Consider the following 23,437-nt stretch of genomic DNA (forward strand, 5'->3'; position numbering starts at 1 on the left):
GACAGCTTTGTCAAAGTTTCAAATTTTGACAAAGCTTTAAAGTCATAAATGTATAATCTGAAAAAAATGAATAAGATATTATTTAAGCTCGGTGTATTATTGATTTGCGTGATGCCGTTTTTTACTAATGCGCAAACCAAAGGATTTTCTATATCTAATGGAGAATTTCAAAAAGATGGGAAAATTATAAAAATACATTCAGGAGAAATGCACTATGAGCGTATTCCTAAAGAGTATTGGAGACATCGATTGCAAATGATTAAAGCGATGGGATTGAATACCGTGGCAACTTATGTGTTTTGGAATTATCACGAAATAGAACCAGGTGTATGGGATTTTAAGACGGGAAATAGAGATTTGGCAGAGTTTTTACGCATTGCTAAAAGTGAAGGATTATATGTAATTCTTAGACCAGGTCCTTATGCATGTGGTGAATGGGAATTTGGAGGATATCCTTGGTGGCTGCAAAATAATCCAGATTTAGTAATTCGTACCAATAACAAAGCTTTTTTGGAAGCTTGTAAAACGTATCTAGAACATTTATATGCAGTCGTAAAAGGAAATTTTGCTAATCAAGGAGGCCCAATTATCATGGTTCAGGCTGAAAATGAATTTGGTTCTTATGTTTCTCAAAGAACTGATATTAGTGCTGAGGATCATAAAGCATACAAAACTGCAATTTACAATATACTTAAAGAAACGGGATTCCCAGAGCCTTTTTTCACTTCTGACGGTACTTGGTTGTTTGAAGGTGGAAGTGTTGAAGGCGTGTTACCAACCGCAAATGGGGAATCTAATATAGAAAATTTAAAGAAGCAGGTTGATAAATACCATAATGGACATGGGCCTTACATGGTCGCAGAGTTTTATTCTGGGTGGTTGGATCATTGGGCAGAACCATTTATTAAAATTGGATCTGAAGAGATTGCAAGCCAAACTAAAAAGTACCTTGATGCTGGTGTTTCTTTTAATTATTATATGGTGCACGGCGGTACTAATTTCGGATTTACTTCTGGAGCAAATTATAATGAAGAAAGTGATATTCAGCCAGATATTACAAGTTATGATTATGATGCGCCTATTAGCGAAGCAGGTTGGGCAACACCAAAATTCATGGCTATACGTGAGGTAATGCAAAAGTATTCTAAAACAAAATTAGCACCAATCCCAGAGAAAATACCAGTTACGAAATATCCAAATCAGCCTGTCAAATCAAGTATGGATGTTTTAAGCTGGATCAAAAAAGAAAAAGCGGTTGTAAATGATCAGCCTTTAACATTTGAAAAGTTAGGTCAGGGTAATGGATATGTTTTGTATCGAAAAAGATTTACGCAGCCTATTTCTTCTGGTAAATTGAAAATCGAGGGATTGAGAGACTTTGCCACTGTTTATGTAAACGGAGTTAAGGTGGGGGAATTGAATAGAGTTTTCAAAAATTACGAGTTGACCCTTTCTATTCCGTTTAACGGTATTTTAGAAATTCTGGTTGAAAATATGGGACGTATCAATTACGGCGCCGAAATAGTACATAATACCAAAGGAATTATTTCTCCAGTATTCATTAATGAATATGAAATTAGCGGTGGCTGGGAAATGTATAAAATGCCGATGAATGAGGTGCCAGTTCTTAAAAACGAAACGATAAAACCTGGACGACCAGTTTTATATGAAGCTGCAGTTAACATCGATAAACCAGCTGATACTTTTCTTGATATGTCTGCTTGGGGAAAAGGAATTGTATTTGTTAACGGACACAATCTTGGACGCTACTGGAAAGTAGGACCGCAACAAACACTTTATGTACCAGGCTGTTGGTTGAAAGCGGGTGAGAATAAGTTTGTTGTATTGGAGCAACTTAATGAAAATGCTCAAACAGAATTAACTTTTACAGATCAACCGATACTTGAAAAATTAAATTAAGATTAACCCGTTGGGTGTAATTAAAAAATAAAAGCATTTTAACACATAGAGACATAGTTTTTTGTGTCGAAAAAAGAAAACGGAAGAAACAAGTTTCCACACATAGTTAAACTATGGGCATTTAAACTAGTGAAACGCCTTTTTTAAGTTTAGTTAAACTATGTTTCTATGTGTTGAAAATAATTTCACCCAACGAGTAAAGATTACCTATTAAACCAGAAAAACAAAGAATAATAAATTATAAATTAGATTAAAGATGAAAAAAGGAATATTCATAATCGCCCTTTTATTTTCAGCTCAGATATTCGCTCAGGCGATATATGAAGATGAAAGATACGTACCAGAAACAGATCCGTTAGTTCTAAAGAACTTAGACGAATGGCAAGGCAAAAAATTTGGTTTGCTTATGCACTGGGGAACTTACAGCCAGTGGGGTATTGTAGAATCTTGGTCTATTTGTCCAGAAGATTATGGATGGTGCGAACGTAAAAAAGGAAGCAATCCGTCTAATTATAATGATTATATTAAAGATTATGAAGGTTTAAGAAAGACTTTTAATCCCGTAAAATTTGACCCTGCAAAATGGGCAAAAGCGGCTAAATATGCTGGAATGAAATACATGGTTTTTACCACCAAACACCATGACGGTTTCAATATGTACGATACTAAATATTCTGATTACAAGATTACCAGCAAAGATGTTCCTTTTCATACCAACCCTAAAGCAGATGTTTTAAAAGAAATTTTTAACTCTTTTAGAGGTGAAGGTATTTCAACTGGAGCTTATTTCTCTAAACCAGACTGGCATAACGAAAACTACTGGGATCCTTATTTTCCACCATTCGATAGAAACGTAAACTACGATCCGTCTTTATACCCTGAAAAATGGCAGAAATATGTTGATTTCACTCACAACCAAATTTTAGAAATTCTTTCTAACTATGGTAAAGTAGATATTTTATGGTTAGATGGAGGATGGGTTAGAAAAAGAGACCAAGTGAACATCAAAGAAAATTACGACGAGAAATTTACAGAAAACGAATCTAAAAACGGTTTCATCAAACATAGAGTTGTTGACCAAGATCCAAAAATGGATGAGTTGGTTGTAAAAGCACGTCAGAAACAGCCAGGTTTAATTGTGGTTGATAGAGCGGTTCACGGTAAAAACCAAAACTACTTAACTCCAGAAGGACGTGTTCCTGCTAAAACGTTGCCTTATCCTTGGGAATCTTGTATTCCAGCAGGTGGTGGATGGTCTTATTCTCCAGGCGCTCAATACATGACAGGAAGACAAGGTATTCATTTGTTGATTGATATTGTAGCAAAAGGTGGTAACTTATTATTAAACGTTGCTCCAAGTCCAGAAGGAGAATGGGATAAAGGCGCTTACGATTTATTGCAAGCTTACGGAGATTGGATGAAAGTAAACAGCACAGCGATTTACAACACAAAACCAATCGAACCTTACAAAGAAGAAAACATTTGTTTTACACAAAATAAAGCGGGTAATGTATTTGCATTTTATTTAGCTAAAGAAGGAGAAGATAAAATTCCTGCTGAAGTTATTGTAAAATCGATCAGCCCTAAAAAAGGAACTAAGATTACGATGTTAGGTTCTAAAACTTCTTTAAAATGGACCAAAGAAGGAAACGGATTTAAAGTAATTATTCCTGAAAGTTTAAGAAACAATCTTCCTGCAAAAGAAGCGTGGACTTTAAAAATTGAAGCGATCAACAGATAAAAATGAAACCTATGGTTTTAAATACAAACAAATTTCAAACAGCATGTATTTTTTGCATGCTGTTTTTTAGCATTACGATTTTTGCGCAAGAACCTGCCGATTTCGTGAATCCGTTTATTGGCACTTCCAATTATGGCGCGGCTTTTCCGGGACCAATTGCTCCGCGCGGAATGGCAAGTATTAGTCCGTTTAATGTGGCTGGAGTAAAAAATACTCCGATGGAAAAAGACAGTCAATGGCTTTCGAACCCGTATGTGAATGAGAATACCTTTTTGACTGGATTTTCTCAAGTAAATTTAAGCGGTGTTGGCTGTCCAGATTTGGGTGTTATTTTATTGATGCCAACCACTGGAGCAGTAGAAATCGATCACTTAAAATACGGTTCGACTTATTCTAATGAAGTTGCCAAAGCTGCGTATTACAGCGTAAACATCGACAAATACAAAGTGAAAGGCGAATTTACCACTTCAAAGCGAGTGGGCGTGAGCAGATTCACTTTCCCGAAAGGGCAATCTAATATTTTATTAAATCTTGGATTGGGATTAACCAATGAAGAAGGAGCAATGATAAAAGTGGTTTCTTCTACAGAAATTGAAGGAATGCGATCTGTTGGTTCGTTTTGTTATAACAGTCCAGAAGATGCTTATCCAGTTTATTTTGTGGCTCAATTTTCTAAACCTGCTCATAAATTTGGAGTTTGGAAAAAAACTGCAAAATACAACGGCGTTGAAGCGCAATGGATGGGTTACAACGGAAAAGCGAGAATAATGGAAAATACCATTAAAACCGTAGTAGGTGATAGTATTGGAAGTTATTTTACCTATAAATTCGATAAACAAGAAACGGTTGAAGTGAAGATCGGAATTTCGTACGTAAGTATCGAAAATGCCCGTGAAAACTTAGCAAAAGAGGTTGGTAACAGATCTTTTGATGCAATTTACAAAGAAACCTACAGCGAATGGAACGAAGAATTGTCTAAAATTTTGGTTGAAGGCGGTACAAAAGATGACAATACGATTTTCTACACAGCTTTGTATCATACTTTAATTCACCCAAATACTTTAAATGATATTAACGGACAATATCCCGTAATCAAAAGAAGTAAAATTGCTAAAACCGATGACACCCGTTATACCGTATTTTCTTTATGGGATACGTACCGAAATGTACATCCATTGATGTCTTTGGTTTATCCAAAACAGCAATCTGATATGGTAAAAAGTATGTTGACTATGTTTGATGAAAACGGCTGGTTACCCAAATGGGAACTGAATTCGACTGAAACTTTTACCATGGTTGGAGATCCTGCAAGTATAGTAATTACAGATACTTATATGAGAGGTGTTCGTGATTACGATGTTAATAAAGCCTATTATGCGATGTTGAAAGGCGCAGATAATATTGAAAATAATCCGCTTCGTCCAGGATTGAAAGATTATATCAAAAAAGGATATTTGACAACCGATAACAAAGGCCCAGTTTCGACGACTCAGGAATACAATATTTCAGATCATGCTATTTCGGTTATGGCTAACGAATTTGGGGATAAAGACAATGTAAAACGTTTTTATAATCGTTCGTTATCCTACAGAAAATTATTTGATAAGAATCTGAATTTGCTTCGCCCAAGAACTGCAAACGGAGATTGGTACGAACCTTTTGATCCTACTTCTGGTGCTAATTTTGAAGAAAATATTGGTTTTATAGAAGGAAATGCTTATCAGTATAATTTTATGGTTCCGCATGACATTAAGGGATTAATGAAATTAATGGGCGGTGAAAAAGTTTTTTCAGCACAATTGCAGAAAATCTTCGATACCAAACAATTTGATATGGCAAACGAACCAGATATTGCCAATCCGTATTTGTTTAATTATGTGAAAGGCGAAGAATATAAGGCTCAGGACATGGTAAAGAAATTGGTTCGCGAATATTTTAAAAATGAACCAAAAGGATTGCCAGGAAATGACGATACAGGAACCATGTCGGCTTGGTTGGTGTATTCGATGATGGGAATTTATCCAATTTTTCCAGGAGATCCAATTTACACCATTACAACGCCAATGTTTCATAGAGTGACGATCAAATTAGATCCAAGATATTATAAAAAAGAAAGCATTGTAATTGAAAGACAACTCAATAATGGAGGGAAAATCAATTCGATTGAGCTAAACGGAAAATCATTTAATACCTTTTTTATTTCGCATGATGATTTTGTGAATGGAACAAAGCTTAAAGTGATTCAAAACTAAACACACACAACTATGTTACAATTAAGAATGAAGAAAACGGCCATTATTTTTGTAATGGCTGTTGGTTTTTTAAACCAGATCCACGCCCAGAAGAAATATCCGTATCAGGATGCCAAATTACCAGTAGAAGAAAGAGTTCAAGATTTGCTAAGCCGTATGACGCTTGAAGAAAAAGTGCGTCAGATGGATATGTACAGAGGAGATTTTTTTAAAGATAAAGAAGATTTTGCTAAATCTAAATCGGCAGAAAAAATTGGAAAATTAGGAATCGGAGCGATTCATGATCTTTATCCGCGTTCGGCGAAAATGATTAATGATTTGCAAACTAATGTAATCAAAGGAAACCGTTGGGGAATTCCAGCGCTGATTATGTGTGAAATGCTTCACGGTTATTTAGACGAAGGAAGTACCGCTTTCCCAATGAATATTGGTCTTGGGGCAACTTGGGATATTGCTACGATGGACAAAGTAGGTAAAGTTATTGGTATGGAAGCCAGAGCTCATGGAGTTCATTTTGGTTTTGGACCAAATTTAGATTTAGGACGCGAACCGAGATGGGGACGTGTAGCTGAAACTTTTGGTGAAGATGCTTTCCTAAATAGTGAAATTGGTTTGGCTTTCATTAAAGGAATGCAGGGAGACGATTTAAAATCGGATCGTTCTATTATTGCAGAACCAAAACACTTCGCGGTTCACGGTATTCCACAAGCGGGAGGAAATTCTTCGCCAATTTTGGTTGGAGAACGTTCTGCAAGAGAAGACCATTTGCCATCTTTCGAAAAAGCTTTTAGAAAAGGCGGTGCTTTAGGAACGATGTGCGCATATTCTGAGTTAGACGGAATTCCTTGTGCAGCAAATCATTGGTTACTGACAGATGTTTTAAGAAACGAATGGGGTTTTAAAGGATTGGTAGTTTCAGATTTGGGAGCTATTAAATATATCCAGACGACTCACAAAGTGGCTGATTCTCCTAAAGATGCTATTAGAGAAGCGGTTTCAGCTGGTGTAGATATGCAGTTTTATGATTTTTCAAATGAATTCTGGCAGAGTACTGTTATTGAATTAGTAAATGAAAAGAAATTGACAACAGAAAATATCGACCGTGCAGCGGGAGCAGTTTTACGTTTGAAATTCTTATTAGGGTTATTTGAAAATCCATACACAGATAAAAATCTGATTAAAGAGCGTTTTCATACTCCAGAAAACCAAGCTGTTGCTTTAGAAGCGGCTCAAAAATCAATGGTTTTATTGAAGAATGAGAACAATATTTTGCCTTTAAGCAAAAACTTGAAAAATATTGCGGTTATCGGACCAAATGCAAATGCTTCAAGATTGGGAGGTTATGCTCCTAAAAATAGTGTTGGAATGACGGTTTTTGAGGGAGTAAAGGAATTGGTTGGAAAAACTGCAAATGTAGTTTATGAAGAAGGAGTTCCATTGATCGTAAAAGGACAGATTATTCCATCTAAATATTTATTTACTCCAGACGAATCTCAAAATGGATTAAAAGGAGAATATTTTAATAACAGAAACTTAGAAGGAACTCCAGCATTAACTCGTATTGATAGTCAGTTAGAGTTTGACTGGCCTTGGGCACCTGGTGATGGTGTGAATGTGGATGATTTTTCTATCAGATGGACAGGATTCTTAAAATCAGATCAGGCACTGGATGGCTGGTTAGGTTTAAGTTCTGATGACGGAATTAGAATGTATATCGACGATCAATTGGTTATCGACAACTGGACAAAAGGAGCGACAAGTATGGTTACCGTTCCCAAAAACATTGAAAAAGGTAAAAAGTACAAAGTCCGCATTGAAATGTGGGAAGGAGGCTGGGGTGCTAGAGCTCATTTTCGTTGGAATTTAGAAAAAGTAAACTTACAGCCAGCAATCGATGCCGCTAAAAAAGCAGATGTTGCGATTGTGGTTTTAGGAGAATCAAACGAATTGGTTGAAGAAAACAGAGACGTAGCTTCTTTGGACTTATTTGGAATTCAACAGCAATTAATTGAAGAAATTCAAAAAACAGGAACTCCGGTAGTTTGTGTGTTGTTAAATGGTCGTCCGCTTTCTACAAACTGGATTGCTGAAAATATTCCTGCAGTTTTAGAAGGATGGTTCCCTGGAGAATTAGGAGGTAGAGCGGTTGCTGATGTTTTGTTTGGAGATTATAACCCAGGTGGAAGATTACCAATTACAGTTCCAAAATCAGTTGGGCAGTTACCTATATATTATAACCAGAAACCATCTGCGATTCATAAATATGTTGCAGAAAGCGAGCATCCTTTATATTCATTCGGTTACGGATTGAGTTATACGAAGTTTGAATATTCTAATTTAAAACTGAATACTACCGAAATTAAGCCAAACGGTGAAGTAAAAGTTTCTGTTGATGTTAAAAACGTTGGAGACAGAGATGGAGATGAAGTGGTTCAGTTATACATTAATGATGTTTACAGTTCGGTTACAACTCCTGAAAAAACGTTAAAAGGATTCAAAAGATTAAATATAAAGAAAGGCGAAACAAAAAATGTTGAATTTACACTTACTCCAGATGAGTTATCTCTTTGGAACAGAGAAATGAAGCGCGTTGTAGAGCCTGGAGATTTTGAAGTGATGGTCGGCGGAAATTCGACCGATTTACTTAAAACTAAATTTAAGGTTTTGAACTAAAAACCCAAAAACGCCGAAGATTTTTCGGCGTTTTTACTTTAAAAAAATGAATACAATTATAAAAGACCAAATTCTATTCAATAATAGAATTTGGTCTTTTAATTTAAGGCAGAGTAGGATTACAAATGAAAACGTTTTCTTTCAATAAAATGCTTAAGATTTACCAACACCTTTTCAAAATTGTCATTTGTCGAAATTATATTTTGTTAACAGAATGTATTCTTAAGTTTAACATGTTATTAACTCTAAAAAAACAACTAATATGATTAAAAACGTACTAAAATTACTGTTGGTCATATGCCTTTTTGGTTTTCAAAGCCTAGAAGCGCAGACCACAGTAAAAGGAACGATAACAGATGCTCAAAGCGGGATTCCGATTCCTGGAGCAAATATTATTGTTAAAGGAACTAAAACAAGTGCTTCAACAGATTTTGATGGTAAGTACAGCATTAGTGTTCCTAATCAATCGGCAGTTTTGGTTTTTACTTATGTAGGATCTGCTACAAAAGAAGTTGCTGTGGGAGCACAATCTACAATTAATGTAACTCTTGGCCCAGATACGCAGCAGTTAGGAGAGGTAGTGGTTACAGCTCTTGGTATTAAGAGAGAGAAAAAAGCCATTACGTATTCTGCACAAAACGTTTCTGTAGATGAGTTATCTGAAGCAAGATCATTAAACGTTGCCAACTCACTTTCTGGTAAAGTTGCGGGTCTTAACTTCTCTACTACTTCAAATGGTGTTGGTTCTTCTTCCAGAATTACTTTAAGAGGTAATAGATCTCTTAACGGAAACAACCAGCCTCTTTATGTAGTAGATGGTGTGCCAATTAGTAACGGAACAACTAATACTAACCCTGATATTGACACAGGAGGAACTACTCAGCCTGACGGTATCTCTAACATTAACCCAGAAGACATTGCTTCGATGACTGTTCTTAAAGGACCATCTGCAGCAGCACTTTACGGTTCTAGAGCTTCAAACGGTGTAATCGTAATTACGACTAAATCGGGTAAATCTGGAAAAACGTCGGTTTCGTTATCATCTAATTTTATGGCTTCTTCAGCTTATAATTTGATGAACTTGCAAAACGAGTACGGTCAAGGAACAAACGGAAATTATGTTTCTAATTCTAGCTCAAGCTGGGGAGCACCTTTAGACGGACGTCAGGTATCTGCATGGCAGTTGGTTCGTAATCCAAATTATGCTGGACCTGCTACACAAAGCTATTCTCCACAGCCAAACAACGTTATTGATTTCTACAAAACAGGTTATAACTTGGCAAACACTTTGACAGTTACTGCTGGTAACGAAAAAGCGCAAGGTTATTTCTCTTATACTAACACACGTGCTGAAGGTATTGTGGGAGGGAACAAAATGGATAGACACAATCTTAACTTAAGATTGACAAGCAAGATTTCTGATAAATTATCATTGGATGTTAAAACAAACTACATCGTTCAGGATATTGACAATTTATTGAGAACAGGTGAAGAGTCTATCGGAACATCTGCTTATTTATTGCCTCGTAGTATTGCTTACAACGATTATAAAGATTTCGAATATTTTGATGCTGCAGGACAAAGACAAGTAAACTATTTCCTTGACGAAACTGGAGCTCCTGGAGGAAACCCATTCTGGTCTGCATTAAGAGATGATGCTCGTACAGATAAAAGAAATAGATTTATTGGTTTAGCTTCTCTTAAATATGAGTTTACAAAAACGTTAAGCTTACAAGGTAGAGCAGGTTTAGACCAAATGACAAACAAAAATGTAAGAAACAGATACGCAACGGCCGCTTTTAACAGTAATTTAGGTTCTTATAGCGAATCTTATGAAACAGTAAGCGAATTAAACGTAGATGCTTTACTTTCTTACAATGAAAAATTCGGAGATTTTTCTGTTGGTCTTAATGCTGGTGCCAGCTCATTGCAGCAAAATAGTTCAGCTTTAACCTCTGGCGGTGTTTTAAGTAAAAGAAATTACTTCGCTTTATCAAATGTTCAGACGGTTCAATCTACTTCTACAGCTTCAGAAAAAAGAATTAATTCTGTTTATGGATTTGGTCAGATTGGTTTCAGAAACTACTTATTCTTAGATTTAACGGCTAGAAATGACTGGTCATCTACTTTACCAGAAGATTATTTCTACCCATCTTTTGGACTTTCAGCTGTTATTTCTGATATGGTTACATTGCCAGAAGTAATTAGTTTTGCTAAAGTTCGAGCTTCATACGCAGAGGTTGGTAACGATACAGATCCTTATCAGACACAGCAAAGATTCTCATACATTGGAGGAAACGGTGGTATGTTATACGGACAAAACACAAAAGCAAATCCAAACTTAAAACCAGAGATTTCTTCTTCTACAGAGTTTGGTGCCGATGTTAGATTTTTCAACAACCGTTTAGGTTTAGATTTTACATATTTCAATACATTGACCAATAACCAAATTTTCTACATTAATACACCTGAGTCTTCTGGATTCTCTAGAGCTATCGTAAATGGTGGTGACATTGAAAATAAAGGTATCGAGTTAACACTTACTGCTACTCCAATTCAAACAGAAAACTTTACTTGGGATATTACAGCAAACTATGCTTCTTATAAGTCAAAAGTAAAATCAATCTATGACGGAAGAGATGAATTAGTAATTGGTGAAGGACGTTTAGTGAGAAGTAAAGTGGTTGTTGGAGGTGAATATGGTGATTTATACATCAAAGGTTTCCAAAGAAACGACGCTGGACAAATTATTGTAAATAGTGCCGGTATTCCATTAGCTACAAATGGTTTTGATGTTCGCGCTGGTAACTTCAACCCAGATTGGACTGCAGGTTTCAAAAACAACTTTAAATACAAAGATTTCTCTTTAAGCTTCTTAATTGACTTCAGAATCGGCGGTGAAGTTATTTCATACACTCAAGCTAGACAAGCTGGTTTAGGGGTTAGCGATATTACTTTAGCAGGAAGAAACGGCGGAATTATTGTAGATGGTGTTGTAGATAACGGAAACGGAACTTACTCTCCAAACACAACAAGCATCAATGCTGAACAATACTGGACAGCAATCGGACAGAGAACTCCAATTGCAGAACCATTTGTTTATGATGCGACAAATATCAGATTAAGAGAGCTTGTTTTTGGTTACTCAATGCCAAAACGTTTATTAGGTAACTCAGGATTTTCAAGTATCGATTTCTCATTGGTAGGTAGAAATTTATTTTTCTTCTTGAATAAAGCAGAGCACTTTGATCCAGAAGCAGGAGCAGGTACAGGTAACTTACAAGGTATAGAGTCTTTCAACATTCCATCGACGAGAGATTATGGAGTGAATGTTAAATTCGGATTTTAATTAAAAAAGAGACATCATGAAATATAGTTTTAAAATAAAAACATTAGGAGTTGCATTAATGGCAGTTTCGATTTTATCAAGCTGTACTGGCGATTTTGATGAAATAAACAAAGATCCTAATTCATTGACTGAAGATCAGTTAGATGCTACATTGGCAGGACCGGCATTTGCATCTGCGTTATATGCTGGTATACATAACGGGTCTTATTCATCTCCAGGTGTTGATGATCATGGAACATGGGGTATCGCAACTGGTATTTTGCCATCCACTTTTGTGCAATATAATAGTGTTCCTTATGGTACAGAAAGAAATGCTTTTGTTAATGGGTATGAAGGACGTGCATGGTCAAAATTTTATACGGTTGCAGTTCCAGCTTTAAACAATGCAATTAAGGCGTCTGAAGGAAATGCTGAAGCATTGGCCGTTTTAAAAATTTGGAAAGTTTTTATGTACAATCAAATGGTTGATGCTTATGGACCAATTCCTTATAGCCAAGCTGGTAATGGTAAAGAAAGCGTACCTTATGACAGTGTAGAGTTTATTTACGATGATTTCTTTAAATTACTAGACGAAGCAAATGCAAGATTGAGTTCTACTTCTGTAACTTCAGTTGCTTCTCTTTCTCCAAATGATCGAGTTTACGCAGGTAGCGTTGATAAATGGAGAATTTTTGGAAATAGTTTGAGATTACGTTTGGCTTTAAGAATTTCTGATAAAGATCCAGGAAGAGCAAAAACGCAAGCTGAAGCTGCTGTAGCTGCTGGAGTTATGCAAGCAAATGATCAAAGTGCATACTTTAAAGCGAGTAATATTACTCCAAACAACCTAAATATGATTGTAAATAGCTGGGGTTATGTAATGACTTCTTCTATGGAAAGTATTTTGGTTGGATATAACGATCCGCGATTAGCAAAATGGTTTTCTCCAATTGACACTGGTGTGTATAGAGGAAGGCCAGTTGGAGGATTACAAGATCAGTTTGGAACTACTAAATTCTCTACTTTTAATAATGAAGTTTTAGGAAATGGAGCTGCTAATACACTTAGCGAAACTAAAAACATTGAAATCTTTATGGCTTCTGAGAACTACTTAAGCAGAGCAGAAGGAGCTTTAAATGGATGGAACATGGGCGGAGATGCCAAAACTTTGTATGAAACTGGTATTAGATTATCTTTGATGCAATGGGGAATTAACGATCCAGCAGCAATTAGTGCCTATATTTCGGGATCAACTTTGCCAACTTTGCCAAACGTTTTAACGGTATATCCAACATTAGATTTACTAGATATTCCAGTAAAATTACCAGTTGCTTGGTCTTCAACAGAATCGAATCAAAGAACACAAATAGCAGTTCAAAAATATTTGGCAATTTTCCCTGAATCTTGGGAATCTTGGGCAGATTTACGCAGAAGTGATGCTAAAGTAATCTATCCAGTTTTAAATACTGATAATCCAGATGCTGGAGTTGGTAAATCTTTGATGAAAAGAATTATTTATACTACAAACGAGTACTCAGCAAACAAAGCTGGCGTAGATGAAGGAGTTTCTAAATTAGGAGGTCCAGATTCAGGCGGAACAAAACTTTGGTGGGACACAAAATAATTAATTTGGTAAAGTAAAAAATCAATCGATTTGTTACTTGAGCAGAAGGAGAGGTAACTCTCCTTTTGTTTTATAGATAAGTGACTGAATTTTTGCCCAAACTTTAATTCATAATACAATATTAATTTTCATCACAATAAAATGATTTTAAAGACAAAATATACTGTTGCAGCGCTATTGACTTTATTTCTTTTTTCTAATGGAATAAAAGCACAGATAAAAGCTGTAAATATTGAAAGCAGTTATATTGCAGATCCGCCTGTTACCACAAACAGTCATGCCTCAACTTTGGTCGAATACAAACCAAACGAAATTTTAGCCGCTTGGTTTGGCGGAAAATATGAAGGTGCAAAAGATGTCGGAATTTATATTTCGGCTTATAAAGACAAAAAATGGTCTGCGCCTAAAGAATTGATTCAACCATTAATTAAAAACGGTGATACATTGCCATGCTGGAATCCGGTTCTGTTTAAAAGCAAAAGCCAAAATTTGTATTTGTTTTATAAAATTGGAAAAAACCCGAGAGAATGGTTTGGCGCTATGATGGTTTCAAAAGATGACGGAACAACTTGGGGAGAACCAAAATATCTTCCAGACGGAATTTTAGGACCAATTCGAAACAAACCAATCGAAACTACTCCGGGTGTGATTTTATGCGGAAGTAGCACCGAAAGTGTCAACACAGACGAATGGCGCGTGCATGTTGAAGAATACACAGAAGCGACAGATTCTTGGAAGAGAATCGAGGTAGAAAACAATCAAAATTTTGACATCATTCAGCCAACATTTTTAATTCATGGTAAAAGCGATATTCAAATGCTGTCTCGAAGCAAACACAATAAAGTAGTTTCAAGCTGGTCTGGAGATAATGGAAAAAGTTGGATAAGAACCAATACCATAAATGTGATCAATTCTAATTCTGGTATTGATGCTTTAACCATTAATAAAAACCTATTTTTATTGGTAAATAATCCGCTTCCAATAGGTAAAGATTGGTTTAACGGACGAAATATTCTAGATGTTGAATATTCTAAAGATGGTTTAAATTGGACTAAACTATTTGACCTCGAAAAACAGGAAAAAGGAGAATTCAGCTATCCCGCCATAATTCAAACTACAGACAAAAGAATACACATTTTGTATACTTTTGATCGAAAATATATTAAACACACCGCTTTTGATTTATAATCTTTGAATTGATGGTACACGGATGACACGGATTTACTTCGTAAAGACGCTGATTTTTACGGATTTTTTTATCATATCTGCGTTTATCCGCGTTTTCGCAAGGCGAATCTGTGTCATCCGCGTTCCATTCTATAGACAACTAATTATGAAAAAACTCTTTATTGCAATTCTTTTCTTTTGCTACACTTTCGTGAATGCACAAATGGCTAATACTTTTTACAAACATGACAGATTCCTTTCGTCAGATCGATTAGAAGGGCGTTTTGTGGGAACTAAAGGAAATAACGATGCGGCTGCATATATCAAAAAATACTTTAAGAAATATGGTTTACAGCAATTCAATGACAGTTATTATCAGCCTTTCAAAGTATTTGTCAAAGAAGGAATCAATAAAATGAAATCGGATAGTGTGGCAACGCAAAACGTTGTTGGCTATATAGAAGGCTCAGATGCTAATTTTAAAAACGAATACATTGTAATCGGTGCGCATTATGATCACTGGGGTTGGGGCGGACAAGGTTCTGGAAGTAAAAAGAAAGAAGCTTTTGCCATTCATAACGGAGCAGATGATAATGCATCCGGAGTTTCGGCTTTGCTGTGCATTTTAGAAGAAATTTCAAAACAGAAAGTAAAACCAAAACGTAGCATCATTTTTATTTCGTTTAGCGGAGAAGAGGAGGGATTGCTTGGTTCAAAATATTTTGTAAATCATCTTCCAGTTCCAAAAGAAGCTGTAAAAGTGATGCTCAATATGGATATGGTCGGAAGATTGAACGATAAAAATGAGCTTTATATGGGAGGCGCAGGAACTTTTCCAAACGGAGTAGAATTGATGAAAAAACTGCAAGAAAATAGCGGGTTAAATCCTGTTATTCATGCTGGTGATGTGGGCGGCTCAGATCATGTTTCTTTCTACAAAGAATCCATTTCAGCCGTTGGTTTTCATACAGGCGGACATCCGCAATATCACACGCCAGAAGACGATATTGAGTTGATTAATTCAGAAGGAGGTGCGCTGGTTTCAAAATATATTTATAATGCCCTTACGCAAATTGCCAATTACGAAGAAGCTTTGGTTTTTATCAAACAGAATTAATACGAAGCGGTATTCATTACAAATAAATTAAGTCGACTAGTGAAATTAATGCCTGTTCAATTTCACAAAACAAGTTAAGTTAATTAGTTTTTTGGAGTTATAGATTATGAGTTGCCTCCAGCTTTAGCTGGAGGTTATTATTAATGGAAATGAAAAAGGCTTTAGCCGAAAGAAAGTTTGGATAAAGCCTTGCAAATCTTTATTTTACACTTCCATCTAAAGCTGGAGGCAACTCAAAACTCATAATTCATAACTTATAAGAGAAGTTTTTAGACTTAACAATTTTCCCTTTATCAGTAATCATTACGCAACTATAATCAGGAAATTTTTGCAGTAAAAGCAAGCCTTCTTTCTGACCTAAAACCATCATAGAAGTGCTTAATCCGTTGGCGGTTTCGGCGTTTGGACCAAAGACTGTTACACTACACAAACCAGTAGCGGGATAACCTGTTGCAGGATTTATAATATGCGAATAACGTTTACCGTTAAAAACTACGAATTTTTCATAACTGCCCGAAGTCGTTACAGCACCGTCTATTAAAGGAACTGCTGCCAAAATCTTTTCAGGTTTAAACGGATTTGTGATTCCAATTTTCCAATCTTTTCCGTTGGGTTGTTTTCCCCAAGTGCTCATGTCTCCAGAACCATTTATAATTCCGGCTTGAACACCTTTTGCAATCATCATAGCACGGCATTTGTCGGTTGCGTAACCTTCGCCTAAAGCGCCAAAACCAATTTTCATTCCTTTCAATTTCAAGAAAATAGTAGATTCTGTGCTGTCTAGAATAATGTTTTTATAGCCCACTTTTTCTACCGATTTTTTTATGGCTTCCGCCGAAGGCATTTCGGTCATCGAACCGTCAAATTTCCAGATTCTGTCCATTGCCGCAAAACTAATGTCAAAACCGCCATTGGTAATTTCAGAAAATTGAATCGCTCTTTTGGTCAATTCAAGAACTTCGCGATCCACTTTTACAGGTTTTATTCCGGCATTCTGATTAACTTCAGAAACTTGAGAATTAGGTTTCCAATCGGAGATTAAATATTCAATTCGTGTAATTTCAGCAATAACTTCGTCTATATTTTTTTCTGCCGAAAGAGAATCTCTATCTATAATAGAAATATCAAAACGTCCGCCCATTAAGAGCGTCGTTCTTTTTCGTAATACCTGCGAATGAGCTGATAAACAGCAAATAATTATAAACAGCAATGAAATTTTATATGATAATAATTTATGCATGAAATGTATTAAAAAGTCAAAAGTCAAAAGTCGAAAGTCGAAAGTTGAAAATCAGAAATCAACAACCTAAAATCTAAAATCTAAAATCTAAAATTACTCTAATAACAATCTGTTAAAAATTGTTTGTTGGCTTTATATTCTGATAGCGTTTTTAATCCTTTTGTTGTGCATAATTCGCTTAAAATATTCTCTACATCTTTTTGCATCGCAAGCGAACCGCAGATCATAATGACACCTCCTTTGTTTAATAGATTTGCAAAGAAAGTTGAATCTCTTTTGATCAAATCCATTACATAAATATGCTCTGCTTCACGCGATAGTGCCACATGAAAATTATCCAGATGTTCTTTCTGAATCATAATTCCAGCAAACTTTTTATATGCCATCAGCGTTGGCGTTTCCATTCTGAATCCGCTATAGAGATGGAGTTCCTGTTTTGCTTTATTCTGTTCGATCATTCCTAAGAAAGGAGCAATACCAGTTCCGTTAGAAATAAAAGCCACTTTTGAAGCTTTTTTCGGAAGATGAAAAGCAGGATTTTTCACAATTTGCGCTTTTATGACATTTCCTGGTTCTAACGCATTTAAGAAGCCAGAACCTAATCCGTTTGGATGCAATTTTACAACCAATTGAATATTTCCAGAATGATTCCCGATAGAGTAGAGGCGCTCTCTAGAGTCGTTGGCCGGATAAATTGCCAGCAAGTCGCCTGAGCTAAATTTAGTTCTTGCACTTGCTCTTAAAGTCAAAATAAAAGTATGTTCGGTTTCTGAAATTGGCGTTTTATCTAAAACCATTAACTTTTGCAGACCTTTTGGAATATGATTGTACAAAGATGGCGTTGTTGCTAACGGAATTCTCGTTTTTTCACTCCATAATTTTACCCATTCTACAAATTCAACAGCCGATTTATCATTTACTGTTTTCAAATCCAAATAACGATCTGCCCATTTTTGTTTTCCTAAAAGTTGATCTATTTCAATAGCAAATTGGCAGAAATCAGGATACGATTTAGAACCAAAACCAACGACAGAGAAATTAATTTGCTGCTCTTGATTTTGTTTTTCTAGTAATGATTTGAATTGTGTTCCGTTAGAAGGCGCATCTCCCAAGCCATGAGTCGAAGTGAAAACAACAATATGTTCCGCTTTCGGATAAGCTGAGAATTTATTCAATTCGCTAACAAAAACTTTTTGCCCGTGATTGATTAATTGTTTCTGGATGGCATTGGCAAATCGGAACGTGCTTCCATTTTCTGAACCAACCAAAAGAATAAAAGTACTCTCGCTTGGTTTAAATTTATTCTTAATTCGGCTAGACCTTCTTTTCAAAGTAATTGCAAAACCAGAATAAATAAAGAACAGAATATTAATGCAGGCAATTGCCAAAATAACAGCCCAGATTCCGTTAATTCTTCCGGTATGAAGATCAAGACTTAATGCTGCAAATTGCGCCGTCATGGGCGAGCGCTTTTCAGAAATTACTGCTCCTGTAACCTGATTGACTTCTATTTCTCGATCTTTTAATTCGATGATGTAATATTCTTCTGGATCGTCTGTAAAAGGAAATTCTATTTTCTTTACATCAGATAATAAAGTGGTATTGAAAATTGAAACTGTTTTCGTTTTTTCTGAAAGCTCTGTTTTTACAGGTTTTGCTTTTTCTTCACCCATAAAAAAGTTAAATCTTTCCAGTGATAAATAAGTTCCCGTAAGCGCAATGATGAGAATCGGAATTAGAGCTAGTCTTCCTAAGAAAACATGATAATATTGCGCAAAATATTCCTTAATTATTTTAGAAAAGAAATTTCGGATGCCACGCTGTCTTTTTAAAACCAGAACAAAACCAGAAATGGCTATTAATAGCAAGCAAAAAGAAATTACGCCTACAAAAAAACGCCCCGCTTCATGAAGAAATAGCGAACGGTGCAAACTCGTTATCCAATTTATAAATTCGGATTTCTTTGCGGGTGTTCCAAGTGTTTTTCCTGTTTTTGGATCAATGTATGCTTTAACATCATTTCCATCAGCATCAATAGCTTGAAGTGTTACAAACTGATTGTAATCGACACTTAATTCGGTAATTTCTGGATATACTTTCTTTAAAACTGGCAGCGTTTCTCCTAAAGTTATTTTATTAAAATCTTCTGCTTTGTACGGAAGTGTTTTTTCCTGAACTGCATCGACTGCCAGAATAATTCCGGTTACCGAAGCCAAAAGCAAAAAAATAGAAGAAAATAAGGCTAGAGCCAAATGTGCGTAACGCCAGAAAGAAAGAGTCATTGAGTGTATTCTATTATAAAAACGTTTAAAGCTTTGTCAAGGTTTAAAACGATGACAAAGCTCAGATTTTAATTCAAAGCACAAAAATAAAATTTGTACTCATTATAAGGTTAAAAAATAATGTGCTAAAGATTATATTTTGTTTAATCTTACATATTTAATATAGCCTTTACCATCTGTTTTATTAGCCAGACCTTCAGTTGTAAGCGGAACTTCAAGATCGCTCACATAATATTTCTGGTCTTCAACAGCCGATTCAAAGCGAAGTTTATAGCCTTTATTGATTTTAGAATTTTCAATTTCGATTGTCGTTACACTGCGGTCTCCGCCAGTCACAGAAGCACCAGTTTTAGCGCTGATATCATCATTTTTCTGAGTATGAAATTTGTTCCATTCTTTTAATGATTTGTACCATTTTTTGTCATCGCCCATTACATAAAGCGTTTTTTCGTACTCACCAGCCGAATTAACCAAAGAAACAACGATATAAGCACCTTCACCCATATAGTTATTCATTTGAAGCATGATTTTATATTTGCTCGATTGTGCTTGAGATTGGAAGGAAATTAAAAAGATGAAAGCGCTTGTAAGAGCAATTTTTAATATTGATTTCATGAAAATAAGTTATGAATTATGAATTATAAGTTATGAATTTTGCGTTTTGAATTATGGCTTAGATTTTCGACTCATAATTCATAACTCAAAACTCATAACTATTTAAAAGTTATTTTAAAAACTCAACTGAGATATTATTTTTTGTAAGCACTTCATTTTCTTTTGCTAAAGCATAAGCTGTTTCGTCAAATTCTGTACTGATGTCTTTTTTAGCACCAGCTGAAACTAGATATTTCAAGATGGCATCATCTTTAGAAGTCATTGCCGCTCTGTGCAAAGCTGTTAAACCATCTTTATTTTTAGCGTTAATGTCTACTTTTAAATCAGTGATTTTTTTAAGAAGAGAAACATCATTTTTAGTAATGGCTAGGTGATATAAAGTGTTTCCGTCTTTTTGAGGAGCTGCAAGATTTAAACCTTTATCCTGAAGTAATTTTGCTTTCGCATCAAAAGGATCTGTTGCCGCTTTTTCTCTCCCTGCTGGGCGATAAGATTGTACCAAGTAAACGCCTAAATTGTTTCCGTCTTTATCTTTCACATTCACATCGGCACCTTTTGTTAAAAGTAAATTTACAGATTCTGGAGTTCCATTTTTTACAGCAAATGTCAAAGCCGATTCTCCTTTTAGATTTTGGGCATTGATATTTTTAACAGATGCAAGAAGCAATTCTAAAACAGCAGTTTCTCTTGCTCCAGCTGATGCCATAAGAGGTGTATTTCCTTCTTTATCTGCTTTATTAACATCAACACCTTTTGCTAAGAAATATTGAATAATTTCTGTCTGATTTGGTTTTCCTGCCAAGAAATGCAATACATTTTGTCCCGCTTTGTTTTGGGCAGTTGCTTTAATTTTTACTTCTTCAACCAAATATTTGTAAGTTTCAAGAGTATTTGTTTCTCTTCGGCTTCCTTGTGCAGCAAATAAAAGTGCACCATCTGTTGGTTTAACTCCTTTTTCTAAAAGTTTTTTCAATAGAGCAATATTTCCAGATCTTGCAGCATAAGAAAAAGCAGTATTTCCATCATTATCAACATCTTTTAAAGACATTCCTTTAGTAGAAAAATAGTCTGCAGCTTTTAAATCTTTATCAGAAGCAATGGCTAAAAGTAAAAGATTTGCTCCATTAGCATATTTTTTTGTAGGATTAAGTCCTGCTTTAAAGAAAGCATCATACATCGCAGCATCTGATTGACCGTTTGAAGCAGCGAAATCAGCAGGAGCTGTTCCGTGGCTGTCTTCAAAATTTACATCGGAACCTTTAGCAATTAAATATTGAACTAATTCTGTATTTCCTCTATAAGCAGCCCAGTGCAGGTAGATACGATTATCGTGGGTTAATTTTGTAATTGAATTTCCAGGCTGTTCTACTAAAAATTTGATAGTTGCAAAAGGAGCATCATTATTAATGGCTAAAGTTGTAACATCAAATGCATTGGCATTAGCTTCAGCAGGATTGTTTCCTTTAGCAATTTCTGTCTGAACCTTTTCTACAGTTGGAGAAGTTTTCCAGAAAGTGGCATCCAATAGTGAGTTTTTTTGTTGGGCACTTACAAATAAAGTAGCAGCAAATGCAAAAGAAACAAAAAGGTTCTTTTTCATATTTCGATAATTTATGGTTATTGAATTGTACAAGATTAATTTTTTTTTTTGGAATTTTTTAATCTATTTAGAATAAATAAAAATAAAAGCAAATGTAGAGATTTATAATTTTAAATCAAGTATTACCATCTAAAAAAAATCTAATTATCTTCTAAATAGTCAAATTTTGAGAATAGTTTTTATACAAATTAGATGTCTTTAGCACACATTGAAATTATTGAAACACATGGCAGTTATTTGTTTTTCATTTTGGCATTTTTAGGAAAATTTTCCTGAATTTATTTTTAAAAGAATATTTTGTGTGCCATTTTTCTTTATTTTTGATTGTAATTACTTGATTATTAATGGTTTTTAAATGGTTTCAAATTGTAATTTGAAACCATTTTGTTTAGAAACTAGAACCAGAGGTTTTGTAATTTAGAATTTTATAGCAATGTGATAAAAATTTAAGAAAAAAACAGTTTAATATTTATTCAAAGTATTTTTTCTTGTAAATAATTCACTCATAAGTCATTTTGTATTAAGACATTGTCTTTTTACAGTAGAGATTGTTTTCTTTTTTAAACAATTTTGCGTTGTCCTTTATTCTTTTCGCTTTTTTGAAAATTTAGCTTAGAACCAAATCTAAAAAACATTTTGTTTTTTATAAATTTATAAGGCATGATTCGTAATTTTATCTCACTCGGCAGAACCCCTTTGTTGATTTGTTTTTTGTTTGTTTTTCAAACAGTTATTGCTCAAGCACCTTTAATATCTACTATTAATCCAACAAGCGGGCCTCCAAAAACAGCAGTAGTAATAAGCGGAAGTAATTTTGGTGCGACAGCAGCCGAAAATATTGTTTATTTTGGTGCTGTCAAAGCCGAAGTCACTGCGGCAAGTCCGACTAGTTTGACTGTGTTAGCTCCTGTTGGTGCAACATATCAGCCTGTTTCTGTATTAAATACAGCAACACTCCTTAAAGGCTATTCGACAGAATCATTTGTGACCACTTTTACGCCAAACAAAGGAAGTATTACAAGTAGTGATATAGCACCTGCAGTAAACTTTGCAACCGTTAGTAACGCAGGAAGCGGAATGGAAATGGGAGATTTTGATGGTGATGGCAAAATTGATTTGGCAGTTCTTAATGCCATTAATGGTAGCGGTGCAGCGGTGCTTATTTTTCGTAACACTTCACGGAAGCCCATCTGATGCTATTGCATTAGTAGAAGGTGATAATGTTATTACAACTGTAGTAACAGCGCAAGACGGCAGTACAACAGCAACTTATACCATAACGGTGACCCGTACAAAACCTGTTATAGTAAATACAGGAACTCTATTGATTTTAAATAGCACGTATGGAACACCTTCAGTTTCTGGGACTTTTAACGTTTCTGGTACCAACATGTTGGAAGGAATTCTTGTCGCTCCGCCAATAGAATTTGAAGTAAGCGCAGACAATGTTACTTTTACTGACAATATTACAATAGGTGCAGCCGGAACTATTTCAGCAACACCTGTATATATTAGATTGAAAGGAAATATTGGGGTAGGAAACTATATAGGCAATATAGTTTTAAGTAGTAATAGTGCAATTACAGTTAATAGTCCTCAACTTTCAGGAACAGTTAGTAAAGCTGCTTTAATCGTAACGGCAGACGACAAGAGCAAGCCGTATGGGAGCGCAAATCCGACTCTGACGGTGAGCTACTCGGGATTTGTGAATGGGGATACCGAAGCCTCTCTGGATGTTACACCTAGTATAAGCACCACAGCCACAGCTTCAAGTCCAGTTGGCCTGTATGCGATTACGGCTAGTGGAGCATCATCTCCGAACTATTCTATTTCGTATGTGGATGGCAACCTGACGGTAGGCCATGTGGCACTTATCGT

14 protein-coding genes are annotated in these 23,437 nt (G+C 35.4%); 10 read left to right on the forward strand and 4 right to left on the reverse strand.

All coding sequences use genetic code 11. From position 1 onward, the window contains the following. Window positions 1-66 precede the first annotated feature (66 nt). The 8 genes from DM397_RS01715 to DM397_RS01750 all read left to right on the forward strand — a co-directional run bounded on the left by DM397_RS01715 (window position 67) and on the right by DM397_RS01750 (window position 15,822). A complete protein-coding gene (locus DM397_RS01715; RefSeq protein ID WP_111375913.1) occupies window positions 67-1,920 on the forward strand; it encodes a glycoside hydrolase family 35 protein in 1,854 nt (617 codons plus the stop codon). A 256-nt stretch (window positions 1,921-2,176) separates the two neighbouring features. Further along, the gene (locus tag DM397_RS01720) at window positions 2,177-3,661 is read left to right on the forward strand and encodes an alpha-L-fucosidase (RefSeq protein WP_111375901.1); all 1,485 of its coding nucleotides are present in this window, start codon (window positions 2,177-2,179) and stop codon (window positions 3,659-3,661) included. A gap of 11 nt (window positions 3,662-3,672) precedes the next feature. Then, complete coding sequence (locus DM397_RS01725; RefSeq protein ID WP_111375914.1) at window positions 3,673-5,913, forward strand: GH92 family glycosyl hydrolase; 2,241 nt, start codon at window positions 3,673-3,675, stop codon at window positions 5,911-5,913. 12 nt (window positions 5,914-5,925) lie between these two features. Beyond that, the gene (locus tag DM397_RS01730) at window positions 5,926-8,586 is read left to right on the forward strand and encodes a glycoside hydrolase family 3 protein (RefSeq protein ID WP_111375902.1); all 2,661 of its coding nucleotides are present in this window, start codon (window positions 5,926-5,928) and stop codon (window positions 8,584-8,586) included. Window positions 8,587-8,848: 262 nt separating this feature from the next. Then, entirely contained in the window at window positions 8,849-11,935 is a 3,087-nt protein-coding gene (locus tag DM397_RS01735; protein ID WP_111375903.1) for a SusC/RagA family TonB-linked outer membrane protein, read from the forward strand. Window positions 11,936-11,951: 16 nt separating this feature from the next. Next, entirely contained in the window at window positions 11,952-13,538 is a 1,587-nt protein-coding gene (locus DM397_RS01740) for a SusD/RagB family nutrient-binding outer membrane lipoprotein (RefSeq protein WP_111375904.1), read from the forward strand. Between the two features lie 141 nt (window positions 13,539-13,679). After that, a complete protein-coding gene (locus DM397_RS01745) occupies window positions 13,680-14,726 on the forward strand; it encodes a sialidase family protein (RefSeq protein WP_111375905.1) in 1,047 nt (348 codons plus the stop codon). 145 nt (window positions 14,727-14,871) lie between these two features. Further along, on the forward strand, window positions 14,872-15,822 hold the full coding sequence (locus DM397_RS01750) for a M20/M25/M40 family metallo-hydrolase (protein ID WP_239457769.1): 951 nt from the start codon (window positions 14,872-14,874) through the stop codon (window positions 15,820-15,822). A gap of 247 nt (window positions 15,823-16,069) precedes the next feature. Here DM397_RS01750 and DM397_RS01755 read toward each other — a convergent pair whose 3' ends face one another. The 4 genes from DM397_RS01755 to DM397_RS01770 form a co-directional block, all read right to left on the reverse strand. Further along, window positions 16,070-17,062 (reverse strand): FAD:protein FMN transferase, encoded by a 993-nt coding sequence (locus DM397_RS01755; protein ID WP_111375907.1) that lies wholly within the window; start codon window positions 17,060-17,062, stop codon window positions 16,070-16,072. Window positions 17,063-17,160: 98 nt separating this feature from the next. After that, window positions 17,161-19,344 (reverse strand): PepSY domain-containing protein, encoded by a 2,184-nt coding sequence (locus DM397_RS01760; protein WP_111375908.1) that lies wholly within the window; start codon window positions 19,342-19,344, stop codon window positions 17,161-17,163. A 132-nt stretch (window positions 19,345-19,476) separates the two neighbouring features. Then, window positions 19,477-19,959, reverse strand: a complete 483-nt coding sequence (locus tag DM397_RS01765; RefSeq protein WP_111375909.1) for a DUF2271 domain-containing protein — start codon at window positions 19,957-19,959, stop codon at window positions 19,477-19,479. Between the two features lie 109 nt (window positions 19,960-20,068). Continuing rightward, window positions 20,069-21,559 carry an ankyrin repeat domain-containing protein gene (locus tag DM397_RS01770; protein WP_111375910.1) on the reverse strand — a complete coding sequence of 497 codons (1,491 nt, stop codon included), beginning with the start codon at window positions 21,557-21,559 and terminating at the stop codon, window positions 20,069-20,071. A 660-nt stretch (window positions 21,560-22,219) separates the two neighbouring features. Between DM397_RS01770 and DM397_RS01775 the strand changes: the two genes are divergently transcribed. Further along, on the forward strand, window positions 22,220-22,753 hold the full coding sequence (locus DM397_RS01775) for an IPT/TIG domain-containing protein (protein WP_111375911.1): 534 nt from the start codon (window positions 22,220-22,222) through the stop codon (window positions 22,751-22,753). Beyond that, the coding region (locus DM397_RS01780) for an MBG domain-containing protein (RefSeq protein ID WP_204251862.1) at window positions 22,698-23,437 on the forward strand (740 nt) is incomplete at its 3' end. The genes DM397_RS01775 and DM397_RS01780, both read left to right, overlap by 56 nt.

Origin of the sequence: Flavobacterium nitrogenifigens (assembly GCF_003254565.1) — a bacterium.
In the GTDB taxonomy this organism is placed as follows: Bacteria; Bacteroidota; Bacteroidia; order Flavobacteriales; family Flavobacteriaceae; genus Flavobacterium; species Flavobacterium nitrogenifigens.

Excerpts from the sequence above, each read along its gene's own strand:
- DM397_RS01735 (WP_111375903.1), top strand. The coding sequence starts at position 8,849 with ATGATTAAAAACGTACTAAAATTACTGTTGGTCATATGCCTTTTTGGT.
- DM397_RS01745 (WP_111375905.1), top strand. The coding sequence starts at position 13,680 with ATGATTTTAAAGACAAAATATACTGTTGCAGCGCTATTGACTTTATTT.
- DM397_RS01750 (WP_239457769.1), top strand. The coding sequence starts at position 14,872 with ATGAAAAAACTCTTTATTGCAATTCTTTTCTTTTGCTACACTTTCGTG.
- DM397_RS01770 (WP_111375910.1), bottom strand. The coding sequence starts at position 21,559 with ATGAAAAAGAACCTTTTTGTTTCTTTTGCATTTGCTGCTACTTTATTT.
- DM397_RS01720 (WP_111375901.1), top strand. The coding sequence starts at position 2,177 with ATGAAAAAAGGAATATTCATAATCGCCCTTTTATTTTCAGCTCAGATA.
- DM397_RS01730 (WP_111375902.1), top strand. The coding sequence starts at position 5,926 with ATGTTACAATTAAGAATGAAGAAAACGGCCATTATTTTTGTAATGGCT.
- DM397_RS01765 (WP_111375909.1), bottom strand. The coding sequence starts at position 19,959 with ATGAAATCAATATTAAAAATTGCTCTTACAAGCGCTTTCATCTTTTTA.
- DM397_RS01715 (WP_111375913.1), top strand. The coding sequence starts at position 67 with ATGAATAAGATATTATTTAAGCTCGGTGTATTATTGATTTGCGTGATG.
- DM397_RS01755 (WP_111375907.1), bottom strand. The coding sequence starts at position 17,062 with ATGCATAAATTATTATCATATAAAATTTCATTGCTGTTTATAATTATT.
- DM397_RS01725 (WP_111375914.1), top strand. The coding sequence starts at position 3,673 with ATGGTTTTAAATACAAACAAATTTCAAACAGCATGTATTTTTTGCATG.
- DM397_RS01775 (WP_111375911.1), top strand. The coding sequence starts at position 22,220 with ATGATTCGTAATTTTATCTCACTCGGCAGAACCCCTTTGTTGATTTGT.
- DM397_RS01760 (WP_111375908.1), bottom strand. The coding sequence starts at position 19,344 with ATGACTCTTTCTTTCTGGCGTTACGCACATTTGGCTCTAGCCTTATTT.
- DM397_RS01740 (WP_111375904.1), top strand. The coding sequence starts at position 11,952 with ATGAAATATAGTTTTAAAATAAAAACATTAGGAGTTGCATTAATGGCA.